10 protein-coding genes, 1 tRNA gene and 1 pseudogene are annotated in these 13,560 nt (G+C 62.0%); 8 read left to right on the top strand and 4 right to left on the bottom strand.

From position 1 onward, the window contains the following. Positions 1 to 199 precede the first annotated feature (199 nt). The 5 genes from OKW35_RS18520 (at position 200) to OKW35_RS18500 (ending at position 7,615) form a co-directional block, all read left to right on the top strand. Entirely contained in the window at positions 200 to 646 is a 447-nt protein-coding gene (locus tag OKW35_RS18520) for a GatB/YqeY domain-containing protein (protein ID WP_042328916.1), read from the top strand. 117 nt (positions 647 to 763) lie between these two features. After that, on the top strand, positions 764 to 2,644 hold the full coding sequence (gene dnaG / locus OKW35_RS18515) for a DNA primase (RefSeq protein WP_184057453.1): 1,881 nt from the start codon (positions 764 to 766) through the stop codon (positions 2,642 to 2,644). Positions 2,645 to 2,735: 91 nt separating this feature from the next. Then, on the top strand, positions 2,736 to 5,126 hold the full coding sequence (rpoD, locus tag OKW35_RS18510) for an RNA polymerase sigma factor RpoD (protein WP_429552825.1): 2,391 nt from the start codon (positions 2,736 to 2,738) through the stop codon (positions 5,124 to 5,126). A gap of 154 nt (positions 5,127 to 5,280) precedes the next feature. Next, positions 5,281 to 5,368: transfer RNA gene (locus OKW35_RS18505), tRNA-Ile, on the top strand. Positions 5,369 to 6,472: 1,104 nt separating this feature from the next. After that, positions 6,473 to 7,615 carry a porin gene (locus OKW35_RS18500; protein ID WP_184057449.1) on the top strand — a complete coding sequence of 381 codons (1,143 nt, stop codon included), beginning with the start codon at positions 6,473 to 6,475 and terminating at the stop codon, positions 7,613 to 7,615. A gap of 153 nt (positions 7,616 to 7,768) precedes the next feature. Here OKW35_RS18500 and OKW35_RS18495 read toward each other — a convergent pair. Next, positions 7,769 to 8,509 (bottom strand): annotated as a pseudogene (locus tag OKW35_RS18495) (porin). 55 nt (positions 8,510 to 8,564) lie between these two features. Here OKW35_RS18495 and OKW35_RS18490 point away from each other — a divergent pair. Beyond that, entirely contained in the window at positions 8,565 to 8,831 is a 267-nt protein-coding gene (locus OKW35_RS18490; RefSeq protein WP_429352632.1) for a transposase, read from the top strand. Between the two features lie 18 nt (positions 8,832 to 8,849). Here the strand turns inward: OKW35_RS18490 and OKW35_RS18485 are convergent, their stop codons facing one another. After that, positions 8,850 to 9,590 (bottom strand): Crp/Fnr family transcriptional regulator, encoded by a 741-nt coding sequence (locus OKW35_RS18485; protein ID WP_429552824.1) that lies wholly within the window; start codon positions 9,588 to 9,590, stop codon positions 8,850 to 8,852. A 181-nt stretch (positions 9,591 to 9,771) separates the two neighbouring features. Here OKW35_RS18485 and OKW35_RS18480 point away from each other — a divergent pair, with 181 nt between their 5' ends. Further along, positions 9,772 to 11,406, top strand: a complete 1,635-nt coding sequence (locus OKW35_RS18480) for an acyl-CoA synthetase (protein WP_429552823.1) — start codon at positions 9,772 to 9,774, stop codon at positions 11,404 to 11,406. Positions 11,407 to 11,487: 81 nt separating this feature from the next. Here OKW35_RS18480 and OKW35_RS18475 read toward each other — a convergent pair whose 3' ends face one another. Continuing rightward, entirely contained in the window at positions 11,488 to 12,126 is a 639-nt protein-coding gene (locus tag OKW35_RS18475) for a LysE family translocator (RefSeq protein ID WP_184054817.1), read from the bottom strand. A gap of 492 nt (positions 12,127 to 12,618) precedes the next feature. Here OKW35_RS18475 and OKW35_RS18470 point away from each other — a divergent pair, with 492 nt between their 5' ends. Continuing rightward, entirely contained in the window at positions 12,619 to 12,876 is a 258-nt protein-coding gene (locus OKW35_RS18470) for an H-NS family nucleoid-associated regulatory protein (protein ID WP_184036253.1), read from the top strand. A gap of 96 nt (positions 12,877 to 12,972) precedes the next feature. On the opposite strand, the gene pcaG is transcribed toward OKW35_RS18470, so the two are convergent. Next, positions 12,973 to 13,560, bottom strand: a complete 588-nt coding sequence (gene pcaG, locus OKW35_RS18465) for a protocatechuate 3,4-dioxygenase subunit alpha (RefSeq protein ID WP_429552822.1) — start codon at positions 13,558 to 13,560, stop codon at positions 12,973 to 12,975.

The following is a 13,560-nucleotide window of genomic DNA, read 5'->3' as shown; positions in this document are numbered from 1 at the left end:
TCCAAGCCGATGGCGGCACGACAGGTGTCATCATGGCAAACCCGGCCCATCGGGCCATCCGGCAGGGTCGCATCCACTACGCAAAATTGCGCCAACCCGCTTGAGGAAGACGTCCCAAGCGGGTTTTTGTGCTGATGCGGCAGTATCGCCGCCGTCGACCGGCCGGTTTTTCAACTTTTCAACGCAATTCAGGTGAGTGATGAGTCTCAAGGACCGGATCAACGACGATATGAAAGCTGCCATGCGGGCGCGCGAGACCGAACGTCTCGGGACGATCCGCCTGCTGCTCGCCGCGATCAAGCAGCGTGAAGTCGATGAGCGGGTCACGCTCGACGATGCCGCCATAACCGCCGTCGTCGACAAGATGATCAAGCAGCGCAAGGATTCGATCAGCCAGTTCGAGGCCGCAGGACGTACGGATCTTGCGGACAAGGAAAAGGCCGAGTTGGCTATTCTTTCCGCGTACATGCCTGAGCAGATGTCCGAAGCGGAAATCGTTGCCGAGGTGCAGGCGGCGGTCGCGCAAACCGGCGCTGCCGGCCCGCAGGACATGGGCAAGGTGATGGGCGTGCTGAAGCCGAAGCTGGCCGGCCGCGCCGACATGACCGCCGTCTCCGCACAGGTCAAGGCCGCGCTCGCTAAGTAACTCTGTCGATTTGTCCGGGTCGCGCGCCTCCAGAAGGCGAGGCGCGGGACCCGGGCGCGGTGTCGAGCCCGGGCTCCGGGCTTGGATTTTGAAGCTTTCCAGGCAGCGTCATTTACTGTGATCCCACCGTCATTCCTGCAGGACCTGCTCAACCGCGTCGATATCGTCGACGTGGTCGGCCGGTATGTGCAGCTGAAAAAGGGCGGCGCGAACTTCATGGGGCTGTGTCCGTTTCACAACGAGAAGAGCCCCTCGTTTACGGTTAGTCCGACTAAACAGTTTTATCACTGCTTCGGCTGCGGTGCGCATGGTACGGCCATCGGTTTCCTGATGGAACACGTGGGCGCGTCGTTTCCCGAAGCGGTCAACGAGCTCGCGCAATCGGTGGGTCTCACCGTACCGCACGAGGCTTCTCCCGGATATGGCGGCGGCGGTGGAGGCGGAGCTGGCGGCGGCTACGCGCCGGCGGCATCGAAGGCCGTGACAACCGCGCTGTCCGATCTCATGCAGACCGCCTGCGACTACTACCGTAAGCAACTGCGCGGTGCGCCGGGCGCGATCCAATATTTGAAGAAGCGCGGCCTGACCGGCGAAGTCGCCGCGCGCTTCGGTCTCGGCTATGCGCCGGACGGGTGGCAAAACCTCGAGGCGGCGTTCCCGAACTATCGCGACGACGCCCTGGTCGAAGCGGGTCTCGTGATCGTCAGCGAAAAGTCGGACGCGCAGGGTCAGAACCGCCGCTACGACCGCTTTCGCGAGCGGATCATGTTCCCGATCCGCAATGTCAAAGGACAGGTGATCGGCTTCGGCGGCCGCGTGCTCGACGGCGGCGAGCCAAAGTATTTGAATTCACCGGAAACGCCGCTATTTAACAAGGGCAGCGAGCTGTACGGGCTGTTCGAGGCGCGTCTTGCGATTCGAGAGCAACATTACGTGCTGGTCGTCGAAGGTTATATGGACGTGGTCGCGCTGGCCCAATTGGGCTTCCAGAACGCCGTCGCGACCCTCGGCACCGCTTGCACGCCGATTCATGTGCAGAAACTGATGCGCCAGACCGATACGGTCATCTTCAGTTTCGACGGCGACGCGGCCGGCCGGCGCGCCGCGCGTCGCGCGCTCGATGCGTGCCTGCCGCACGCCGCCGACAACCGGACGATCCGTTTCCTGTTCCTGCCCAGCGAGCATGATCCCGACAGCTACGTGCGCGAGTTCGGCACCGAGGCTTTCGCCGAACAGGTCGAACGGGCGATGCCGTTGTCGCAGTTCATGCTCAACGAGGTGTTGACCGGCAAGGAGCTCGATCAGCCCGAAGGCAAGGCCCGCGCGCTGTTCGACGCGAAACCGCTGCTGCAGGCGTTGCCGGCCAATGCGCTGCGCGCGCAGATCATGCATATGTTCGCAGACCGGCTCGATGTGCCATTCAGCGAAGTCGCGGCGCTTTGCGAGGTCGACGCGCGGATCGCGGCCGCGTCGCGCAAGGCGCCGGCCCGCAAGGACCGGCGCAGCGTGACCGGCATCGAGGAAAAGACGCTGCGCAATCTGGTGATGTATCCGCGCACGGTCGCGATGCTCGACGAAGCGGCCGAAGAGGCGCTGCTCACCGTGACCCGGCACGGCGAACTGTTCGCGGAAGTGACGACGCACGCGCGAGCCCTCGGCGATTCGGCAGCGTTCCAGTTGTTGTCCGATCTCTTGCGAAATGGCGCGAACGCCCCAACTTTCGAGGAAATCTTTCGCAAAATTCTAGACTATGATGAAAACGTCCGGGATTTGCTGCTGAAAGACCCGCAGGACGCGGCCGTCATCGAGGAACGGCGCGAGCAGGAACGAATTGTCGGCGAGGAGCTGAAAGCCGCGATTTTGAAGATGCGATACGACGCTTATTGCGATCGTCTCGAACAGCTTTCGCGACAGTCGCGGCATACGCCGGAAGAGTTTGCCGAGTTTTCGGAGCTCAACCGGAAGCGGGCCGACATGAAGCGTCAACTCGGGCTGTAGCGGCGAGGCCGAAACCTCGGATGGTATAATCAAAAGTTTCTAGCGGTTTGTTTTTTCAAGGGTTTTCCTAGCAAAGGCGAAAGGCGATGCGATGGCAAAGACGACAGGCGGAAATCATGCAACGGGCTCAGGCGCTAAAGAGCGCACCGGAAAAGTTACCGAAGCCAGGCTGACTGCATCCGCCAGAAGAACGTCTGCTGTCAGCGTTGCACCGGCTGCCGGGAAGAAGTCGTCGACCACTGCGGCCGCGCAGGCCGCACCGGTTCGGGCGGCGAAAGCTGTAGCACCGCCGGCTGCCAAGCGGGCGGGTGTCAGAAGCGCAAGGGAAGCGGCTGCCGTTCAGGACGATGCGGTAGCGCGCGTGACTTCAGTATCCACGGTTCAACCGGCTGTTGTCCAACAGCCGGGGATCGAGACTACAGCCGGTACGGCGAACTCCATGACGAAAAAGCTGAATGAAGTACCCGTCGATGACGATGCAACCCAGACCGAAGAAACCGCTGCCGCCGCACCGGGCAAGCCGGAGAAGGTCAAGGCTCGCGACCGTCGTGCAAAGGAAAAAGCGCTGCTGAAGGATGCGTTCGCGTCGTCGCAGCCTGGCACGGTGGAGGAACTCGAGGAGCGTCGCTCCAAGCTGCGCGCCCTGATCAAGCTCGGCAAGGAGCGCGGCTTCCTCACGTACGCTGAAATCAACGATCACCTGCCGGACAACTTCACCGAGACCGAGGCGATCGAAGGCATCATCAGCACGTTCAACGACATGGGCGTCGCGGTCTACGAACAGGCCCCGGACGCTGAAACGCTGCTGCTCAACGACAACGCGCCCGCGGCTTCGTCAGACGACGAAGTCGAAGAGGAAGCTGAAGTCGCGCTGTCCACCGTCGACTCCGAATTTGGCCGCACCACCGATCCCGTGCGTATGTACATGCGCGAAATGGGCACGGTCGAGCTGCTTACGCGTGAAGGCGAAATCGAAATCGCGAAGCGCATCGAAGACGGCCTGAAGCACATGGTGATGGCCATCTCCGCGTGCCCGACCACGATCGCCGACATTCTCGCGATGGCCGAGCGCGTCGCCAACGACGAAGCGCGCATCGACGAACTCGTCGACGGTCTGATCGACGCCGACGCGGCAGACGCCGACGGCTTCTCCGCGCAGGCGGCGGAAGCGATCGAGAATGAAGACGAGGAAGCCGAGGAAGAGGACGAAGAGGACGAGGAAGAAGACGATGGCGCGGCGCAAGCCACCGCCAACGCCGCGCAGCTCGAAGCGCTGCGGCGCGCGTCGCTCGAAAAATTCGCGTCGATCAGCGAATGGTTCGACAAGATGCGTCGCGCGTTCGAGAAGGAAGGCTACAAGTCCAAGTCGTATCTGAAGGCGCAGGAAACCATCCAGAACGAGCTGATGACAATCCGCTTCACCGCGCGTACCGTCGAGCGGTTGTGCGACACGCTGCGCGCGCAGGTGGATGAAGTGCGTCAGGTCGAGCGTCAGATCCTGCATACGGTCGTCGACAAGTGCGGGATGCCGCGTGCGGAATTCATCGCGCGTTTCCCAGGCAGCGAGACGGACCTCGAATGGGCCGACAAGATCGTCGCCGAAGGTCACGGGTATAGCGCGATCCTCACGCGCAACATTCCGGCGATCCGCGAACAGCAGCAACGTCTGCTCGATCTGCAGGCGCGCGTGGTGCTGCCGCTGAAGGACCTGAAGGAAACCAACCGTCAGATGGCGGCCGGCGAGCTTAAGGCGCGCCAGGCGAAGCGCGAAATGACCGAGGCCAACCTGCGTCTCGTGATCTCGATCGCGAAGAAGTACACGAACCGCGGTCTGCAGTTCCTCGACCTGATTCAGGAAGGCAACATCGGCCTGATGAAGGCGGTGGACAAGTTCGAATACCGTCGTGGCTACAAGTTCTCCACGTATGCGACGTGGTGGATCCGCCAGGCCATTACGCGTTCGATCGCCGACCAGGCGCGCACGATCCGGATTCCGGTTCACATGATCGAAACGATCAACAAGATGAACCGCATCTCGCGTCAGATCCTGCAGGAAACCGGTCTCGAGCCGGATCCGGCGACGCTGGCCGAGAAGATGGAAATGCCGGAAGACAAGATCCGCAAGATCATGAAGATCGCGAAGGAGCCGATCTCGATGGAAACGCCGATCGGTGACGACGACGATTCTCATCTGGGCGACTTCATCGAAGATACGAACACGGTCGCCCCGGCGGATGCGGCGTTGCACGCGAGTATGCGCGACGTCGTGAAGGACGTGCTCGATTCGCTGACGCCGCGCGAAGCGAAGGTGTTGCGCATGCGTTTCGGTATCGAGATGAGCACGGATCACACGCTCGAAGAAGTCGGTAAGCAGTTCGACGTGACGCGTGAGCGAATTCGTCAGATCGAGGCGAAGGCGCTGCGCAAGCTGCGTCATCCGAGCCGTTCGGACAAGCTGAAGTCATTCCTCGAAGGGAATTGACGGCGACGGCCGCGGTTGGCCGCAAATGATGCGATCAAAGGGGCCTCCCGGTCGTTTCGCCGAAGCGAAGCGGTTGCGGAGGCTCCTTTTTCGTGTAGTATGTCGGCCAATCGACGAAACGGGCCCGGCCTTCACGACCGGGTCTTTTTTCTTGGGGCTGGACGCCGTGTTGGTTGCAGGCAGTGGACTCATAATCCACCTCCGAAAGGACATCGTGGGTTCGAACCCCACCCGGCCCACCAAAGTATCGAAAAAAGGGTTCCGAATTCCGGAACCCTTTTTTGTTTTTTGGGCGGCCTTCGGCTGCCTCAGCTGGGCGACCCAGTGCCGGCCTCAACCCCGGCGAGCGGCGTCCGTTGCCCCACACACCGCCCGACACCGACCCGCTCGCGCCAGGCTCCTCGCCCGCGGACGAGGAGGCGCTTAAGCGCGCTCCGCGCCAGCCATAAGCGGTGATCACGCGTAATCAGGGAAACTCCGTGTAAAAGCGGGCGCAACCCCGCCGTTAGTTGAATGCGGAAGGCTTGTTGATGCATGCCGTCCGCTTTCAGCGCGGGTCTTGTCACGCGGCGGCCGGCGTCGCAATTCACCTCCGGGCAACGTCCGTGCTGAAGGCTTTTTCGAATCGCACGCGCATCTTATAGAGACGTGACAGAGGGTGCTCGCTAAGGCGATAAATCAGAAGACCGCCGCAATGGCGGTGTCTCAATAGTGAATACTGATTCGACGCGGTGGGCTCGGACCGTTGCGCCGCCCGGGGGCGGCAGCGATTGCCTGCCTCGGTCAATAAAGATTAGGTGAATAAGCCGTCTTGGTGATTCGACGAGTTAATCGCCCCGCCGGAAACCATTAATTGGCGGTTACGCGAGGAAGACTGCATTTAACTCTATTAAGTTCCGGCGCTCCAAAAATAAATCTCAAACGACGCGGAAAACCGTCACTTCAACCATTTGATTACAAAAAATATCGGCCGGTCTTTTCGTCAATTTGCTCCGACCCGATTACGTCACGCGTATTAAAGCACTGTTGCAAACGCGCAACTTAGAATATTGACGCGTTGCAAATTCGTTTTGGGTGGAGCTGGCGATCCGGCACCTTGATCTTGCAATAAACGGTGGAAAAACAAGAAGTTATCCCCATCGGCTGCAACATTGTTGCGAATTTCGAAAAATCCTGTTGCGTGAATTGCCTGCGTCGGTACCAGGGTGTCCCCCTACACTCACGCTTCGCTTCAAGGGTGCCCGGTCGATCCCCACGGTTCGGCCAAGCGGGCGGCGGCAAATGCGATGCATCGGCTGCTGAAGCAGGTCCTGCTCCCCGTATAAATTTTTCGAATTGGAGTTCCCATGAAAAAGAGTCTCATCGTCGTTGCGGCTGCCGCATCGTTCGCTTCGGTCGCTCACGCACAAAGCAGCGTGACCCTGTACGGTCTGCTCGACGCAGGTCTGACGTACACCAGCAACGTTGCCCACAACTCCAAGTGGGCAGCAGGTAGCGGCGGCATCAACCAGAGCATGTTCGGCCTGCGTGGTTCGGAAGATCTGGGCGGCGGTCTGAAGGCAATCTTCACGTTGGAAAGCGGCTTCAACATCAACAACGGCAAGTACGCTAACAACAACGGCATGTTCAACCGTCAGGCCTTCGTCGGTCTGTCGAGCTCGCAATTCGGTACGGTCACGCTGGGTCGCCAGTACGACGCAGCGCAGGACTACCTCGCACCGCTGACCGCAACGGGCAGCTGGGGCGGCACGTACTTCGCGCACCCGTTCAACAACGACAACCTGAACACCAACGGTGGTCTGTCGGTCAACAACTCGGTCAAGTACTCGAGCGCTAACTACGCTGGCTTCACGTTCGGCGGCACGTACGGCTTCTCGAACCAGGCTGGTGGCTTCGCAAACAACCGTCAGTACAGCTTGGGCGCCGCATACCAGTGGCAAGGCCTGCACCTCGGTGCTGCCTACGCTCAGCAAAACAACCCGGCTGCTAACGCAAGCGGCGCATCGGACGGCGTTCTGGCGAACACCGCGGGCGTGCTGCAAGGCGACTTCCGTCAGCGTCAGTTCGGCGCAGGCGCTTCGTACGGCTTCGGCCCGGCGCTGGTTGGCGTGGCATGGACGCAATCGCGCGTCGACAACCTGGTTGGTGCAGCTCCTGGTCAGCGTCAAGGCCACACCAACAACTACGAAATCAACGGCAAGTACAACGTGACCCCGGCTATGGCTCTCGGCGTCGCGTACACGTTCACCGACGCGCGCGGCTACGGCATCAACGCCGACGGTAACGACATGAAGACCCGTTACCACCAGATCGGCCTGCAGGCTGACTACTCGCTGTCGCGTCGCACCGACGTCTACGCTCAGGCTGTGTACCAGCACGCAATGGGTGACGGCGGCGTGGCTTCGATCTACAGCGGCGACAACACGGTTCCGACCTCGTCGTCGAAGAACCAGACGGCTGCTACGGTCGGTCTGCGTCACCGCTTCTAAGCTTCAGCAGAAGCTGCCTGTAGTACAGAAAGGTGCCGTTCGCGGCACCTTTTTTTATGCGCGCGGCAGACCGGTGAGCCGGTTTCCGTATGCGAGGCGAAAAAAACGGGCGTCCCTGGGGACGCCCGTTCTGCCATGACGACGTGAAACGATTCAGAAAATTGTCCGCAAACCGAGCGCAACGCCGGTCTGGTTGTCGCGGCCCGGCAGTTCGACCGACGCCGCGCCCGACACCTTGTCGAAATCGACGGTGCCGTACACCTCGGTGCGCTTCGACAGCGCGTACTCGGCCAGTGCGACGAACGTGTAGCGATAGCCACTGCCGAGCTGACCAGCGCCGATCGCCGCGTTCGACATGTCCGACAGCGGACCCGCCACGTACGACAGCGTGAAGCCGTACATGTTGCCCGCGCCGAGATGGCCTGGCACCTGGCCCGAGAAGCCGCCGTCGCCGGTCGATTCCGAGTTCGTGCCGAATGAGTACATCGCGGCCACCGTCAGGCCTTTGAACGTGCCCGTGTAGCTGATCGCGTTATCGGCGTAAAGCCCCGCGCCGAGCGCGCCAGGCAGCCACGAGTTCTCGTTGTAGTTGCCGACCGTGAGCGGGTCGTAGGTGTCGCCGAGCAGGTCGAACAGCGGCGTCTTCTGGCGACCGAGCGTCAGCGTGCCGTACGGACTGCTGACGCCGACATACGCGTTGCGGTTGAAAATGCGCCGGCTATCCGAGGCCGAGCCGTCCTGCAGGTTGATGCCGCTTTCCAGATCGAAGATCGCCTTGAGACCGCCGCCGAGGTCTTCCGAGCCGCGCAGACCCTAGCGGCTGTTGGTGATCGCGCTTTGTGCCGAAGCTTGTTCGGACGTCACGGCAACGGCGCCGCCGCCGGGCGCGCCGATGATAGATCACCGTCCGTGCCGCGCCGTCGCCGCTCTCGCGCGATGACCTATTGCCATGTTTGACAATTATGATGACGGCCCGCGCCGTGGTCGTCCGCCGATCGAAATTCGCCACGTGCTCAATAGCGTGATGTGGGTGCTGCACGCGCGCGCGCCGTGGAGCGCAATGCCCGAGCACTACGTCCCGTACCAGACCGCGCATCGCTACTATCTGCGCTGGAAAAAAACGGGCGTGTTGAGCGCGATCATGCTCGCGCTGTTCAAGACCGACGACGCTCTCGAAACGCGCGCGACGCGCAAGGGCGGCGTGCGCGCCGGGTAGCGAGCGCCAGTCGCGTCGCTAGATCTGTTCCCGCCCGTACGCGGCCAGCCGCTCGAGATCGAGCACCTCGATCCGGTTATACGACAGTCGCAAAATCCGCAGCTTCTCGAGGTTCTGCAGCGCCTGATTGATGCGCTGCCGCGACACTCCCGCGAGCAGACCGACTTCTTCCTGTGAAATCGCCAGTGTGCGACCCGTGTCCGGATACAGATCCGGATTGAACAGCTGCGCGAGCGATTGCGCGACGCGTGCGTCCACGTCGAGCAGCCGGGTGTTCTGGATCGACGCGATGAATTCCCCCATCCGGTTGTTCAATTGCCGGATCACGAAGCCCGTGAACGGCAGACTCGATTCGAGCAACGCATGGAAGGTCGCGGACGGCACGAACATTACGAGCGACGGCTGGATCGCGGCCACGTCGTATTTGCGCAATTCGCGCTTGATCACGCTGCCTTCGCCGAACCAGCCGCCCGGCGGCACGCCCGACAGCGTGCAGCTGCGGCCCGAGGCGTTGTAGATAGCGAGCTTGACGAGCCCCGAGTGCACGCCGATCCAATAGTCGGACGGTTGCTGGCGGCGGGCGATCCACGCACCGCCTTCAAAGTGCTCGGCGTGTGCGCTGGCGAGCACCATCGCCTGATGATCGGCGGCGAGCGCGCGAAACCACGCGCACGCGACGAACAGTCGCGCGAGGTCGGCGGGCGCGACACGTTGGGGCGGCCGGTTGTCGGCGCGGTCAGTTAGCGGAGCGTCGGTCATCGGCGATAAGCGGTTTGGGAGCGGTGCCGGCTGAGCCAGGTCAAGGCGGGGCGTCAGTCGCGCCACTCTGTCATTTGAATGACAGACAGTTCATGACGACAATTGCTAGGCTAGACCTTGGTTCATTCATAGAACACGGTCAACAATCGGCGGCGCGGCTCGCGCCTCAGGAGACGAAGCAATGACACAGCACATGTTCGACGAAGGCCTCGGGCGGCGCGAGGCCAATTATGTCCCGTTGACGCCGATCGATTTCCTCGTGCGCGCAGCGCAAGTGTATGGCGAGCGGCTCGCGATCGTCCATGGGGAGATCCGCCGCAACTGGCGCGAGACCTATGAGCGTGCGCGGCGGCTCGCGAGCGCGCTGCACGAGGCCGGCATCGGCCGCGGCGACACGGTCGCCGCGCTGCTGCCGAACATCCCGCCGATGGTCGAGGCGCACTTCGGCGTGCCGATGGCCGGCGCCGTGTTGAATACACTGAACACGCGGCTCGACGTCGCGACGCTGCTGTTCATGCTGCGCCACGGTGAGGCGAAGGCGCTGATCGTCGACACCGAATACGGCGAGTTCGCGCATCGCGCGGCGCTAGAATTCCCGGAGCTCCGCGTGATCAGCGTGGCCGACGCGCAGCCCGCCGACGCCGCGCAGTTCATTCGCGCGACAGACTACGAGCAGTTCCTGCAAACCGGCGACCCTTCCTTCGAGTGGACTCCGCCCGCCGACGAATGGGACGCGATCGCGCTGAACTACACATCGGGCACGACCGGTGACCCGAAGGGCGTCGTCTACCATCACCGTGGCGCATATCTGAACGCGCTGAGCAACATCCTCGAATGGGACATGCCGAAGCACGCGGTCTATCTGTGGACGCTGCCGCTGTTCCACTGCAACGGCTGGTGCTTTCCGTGGACGGTGGCCGCCCGCGCGGGCGTCAACGTCTGTCTGCGCAAGTTCGACGCGAAGATCGTGTTCGAGTTGATTCGCCGCGAACACATCACGCATTACTGCGGAGCGCCGATCGTACAGAGTTCGCTCGTGAATGCGCCGGCCGAATGGCGCGGGGGCATCACGCATCGCGTGTCGACGATGGTCGCGGGCGCCGCGCCACCGCCCGCGGTGATCGCGAAGATGAAGCAGATCGGCTTCGATCTGACGCACGTGTACGGGCTCACCGAAACCTACGGGCCGGCGGCCGTCTGCGCGAAGCAGGACGAATGGGACGCGCTCGACGATCAAATCCGCGCCGACCTGACCGCGCGCCAGGGCGTGCGTTATCACCTGCAGGCGGCGGTCGCGGTGCTCGATGCGGACACGCTCGCGCCGGTGCCGGACGACGGCGAAACGATCGGCGAGATCATGTTTCGCGGCAACATCTGCATGAAGGGCTATCTGAAGAACGAGCGCGCGACCGAAGCGGCTTTCGAAGGCGGCTGGTTCCATACCGGCGATCTCGGCGTGCGCACGGCCGACGGCTATATCCGCATCCGCGACCGCAGCAAGGACATCATCATTTCGGGCGGTGAGAACATTTCGAGCATCGAGGTCGAGGACACGCTGTACCGGCATCCCGCGGTGTCGGTGGCGGCGGTGGTCGCGATGGCCGATCCGAAGTGGGGCGAGGTGCCGTGCGCGTTCATCGAGTTGAAGGAAGGCGCGCAGGTGACCGAGGAGGAAATCATCGCGCACTGCCGGCTGTTTCTGGCCGGCTACAAGTTGCCGAAGGCGGTGCGCTTTGGCGAGTTGCCCAAGACGTCGACGGGGAAGATCCAGAAGTTCGAGTTGCGCGCGCGGATCAAGGCGGAGGGGAAAGGGTAACGCACCGCGATCACCGCTGATTCAGGGCGGCGCGAGTGGCGCGCATCGAGTCACGACGGTGCGCGCCGCTTCGGGTTGCCGTCAAATTCCCACCTTGTGCGCGTTAAAAATCAGCCGCAGGCCCAGCGCGGTCACCGCGCTCGCGGCGATGCGATCGATCCACGCCTTCCAGCGCAGATAGATTTCGCGCGGCCGTTGGCTCGAAAAGCACAGTGCGACGATCGTGTACCAGCCCGCCTCGATCGCGAAGATCGCCGGCGGCAGCGCGAAATAGCACCACACCGGCGGATGCTGCGGCAGCAGCGCAGCGAAGATACTGCCGTAATAGACAGCCGTTTTCGGATTGCTGAGCTGCGTGCTCAAGCCGATCCAGAACGACTTGCGCGGATTGCCGCCGCTGCCGGTTCGCGTTTCGCTGAACGCGAGCGGCTTCGCGGCGCCGCGCCAGATTTTCGACGCCAGATAGACCAGGTAGACGCCGCCGGCCACTTTCAGCCCGACGTAGAGCCATTCGACCGTCGCGAGCAGCGTGTAGAGCCCGAGCAGCGCGATGCCGCTAAAAAACACACCGCCGATACCCATGCCGAGCGCTGTCGCGAGACCGTCGCCGCGCGACAGACCGATCGCATTGCGTGCGACGATGACGAAGCTGGGCCCCGGACTCATCGCGCCCAATAGCAGCGCGGCGAGGATCGTGAGGATGGCGGTCGAGGCGGGCATGGTCGTGTCTCCTGATGTCGGGCCGACGCCAGATGTTCTGGCGAATACGGAGTCTCGCATTGTCCGCCAATCGCGCGGCGGAAGCCACGAATACCGAAAACTCGGAAGTCGCGCAATCAGTGCAATTAGAAAAAGTTCTTTGCTGCGGCCAAAATACATCGAATGCTAGAATGACTCTCCATACGCGGAAGCTCCCTCGTCACGACGAGGCGACGCACGACGCGAAACACGGGCGCAATTCGAGCCACGCCGATTTTTCGAGTAGCCGATTCGCCTGATCCCAGCGCTTCAACTCAGGCGCTTTACTTCAGGCGCTTTAATTCAGGATCTGACAGGCATCTCTTGCAAATGCGGGTTTTCACGCATTTGCATGGATCGCGTGAATTCGTCGAATTGCTTCCATTCAAATTGAATTACGCACGACGAGCCTCGCGTTGTTATGCGAGTTGCCCGTTTGTCTAATGCCAGCAAGAGCTGCGACACCAATACGTTATGAAACAACAACAACGACTGTTCGAACGCGACGAGAACCTGCGCGAGCGCATGATCGCGTGGATCCGCCGACGCATGGACGACCACGGCATCACATTCGAAGCGCTGGCCGAATCGCTCGAAGCCGATGCGAACGCCGTGGCCGCGGTGCTGTATCGCGACGCGTTCGGTAACACGTGGGACGGTCGCGGCGATAAACCGGCGTGGCTCGCGCGCGCGATTCACGCCGGACAAAGCATCGATCATTTCCGCTGCTGAGCGCGCGCAGGCGCACCGCGAAACGCCCGCGCGAAAAAAAGCCCGCGCAAGGCGGGCTTGATCTTTACTGCTCGGAGTCTCGCGACGAATCGCGCCTCACAGGTCGAAAAACACGGTTTCCTGATCGCCCTGCATGTGGATGTCGAAGCGATACAGGTTGGCCGTACCGGCAACGCGGCGCGCGATCAGCGTATTACGGCGCTCGGCCGGCACCGACGCCAGCACGGTGTCCTGCTCGTTCGCCTGCGCTTCGTCCTCGAAATAGATGCGCGTGAACGTGTGCAGCAGCATGCCGCGCATCGTCAGGATTACGTTGATGTGCGGCGCTTCGTCGGGATTCGCGCGGCCCGGCTTCACCGTCTCGACGATGAAGCGCTTGTGCGGATCCGTGCCCGTACCGACGCGCGCAAAGCCGTGAAAGCCGGTCTTCAAAATTTCTTCGCGCGATTCCGGATAGTGGCCGTTCGAGTCGACTTGCGACATCTCGATCATCGCGTCGCCGATCACCTTGCCGTCGCCGTCGAACACCTGACCGACGATCGTGATGTGCTCGCCGGCCGCTTCCATGTCGGCCAGAACGTTCGTGAACAGGCTCTTGAAGTCGAAATCGTATTGCTGCGGGCAAAGACCGTAGGCGAAGTACGGACCAACGGTTTGCGAAGGCGTTTGCTTGAGAGTCGTCAT

Source organism: Paraburkholderia sp. MM5477-R1, assembly GCF_050436385.1.
GTDB lineage: Bacteria > Pseudomonadota > Gammaproteobacteria > Burkholderiales > Burkholderiaceae > Paraburkholderia > Paraburkholderia tuberum.
This window is presented reverse-complemented; position numbering and strand designations above follow the sequence as displayed.

Coding starts and splice junctions, on each gene's coding strand:
- OKW35_RS18520 (WP_042328916.1), top strand. CDS start 200: ATGAGTCTCAAGGACCGGATCAACGACGATATGAAAGCTGCCATGCGG.
- rpoD (WP_429552825.1), top strand. CDS start 2,736: ATGGCAAAGACGACAGGCGGAAATCATGCAACGGGCTCAGGCGCTAAA.
- OKW35_RS18500 (WP_184057449.1), top strand. CDS start 6,473: ATGAAAAAGAGTCTCATCGTCGTTGCGGCTGCCGCATCGTTCGCTTCG.
- OKW35_RS18490 (WP_429352632.1), top strand. CDS start 8,565: ATGTTTGACAATTATGATGACGGCCCGCGCCGTGGTCGTCCGCCGATC.
- OKW35_RS18485 (WP_429552824.1), bottom strand. CDS start 9,590: ATGACCGACGCTCCGCTAACTGACCGCGCCGACAACCGGCCGCCCCAA.
- OKW35_RS18480 (WP_429552823.1), top strand. CDS start 9,772: ATGACACAGCACATGTTCGACGAAGGCCTCGGGCGGCGCGAGGCCAAT.
- OKW35_RS18475 (WP_184054817.1), bottom strand. CDS start 12,126: ATGCCCGCCTCGACCGCCATCCTCACGATCCTCGCCGCGCTGCTATTG.
- OKW35_RS18470 (WP_184036253.1), top strand. CDS start 12,619: ATGAAACAACAACAACGACTGTTCGAACGCGACGAGAACCTGCGCGAG.
- pcaG (WP_429552822.1), bottom strand. CDS start 13,560: ATGACGACTCTCAAGCAAACGCCTTCGCAAACCGTTGGTCCGTACTTC.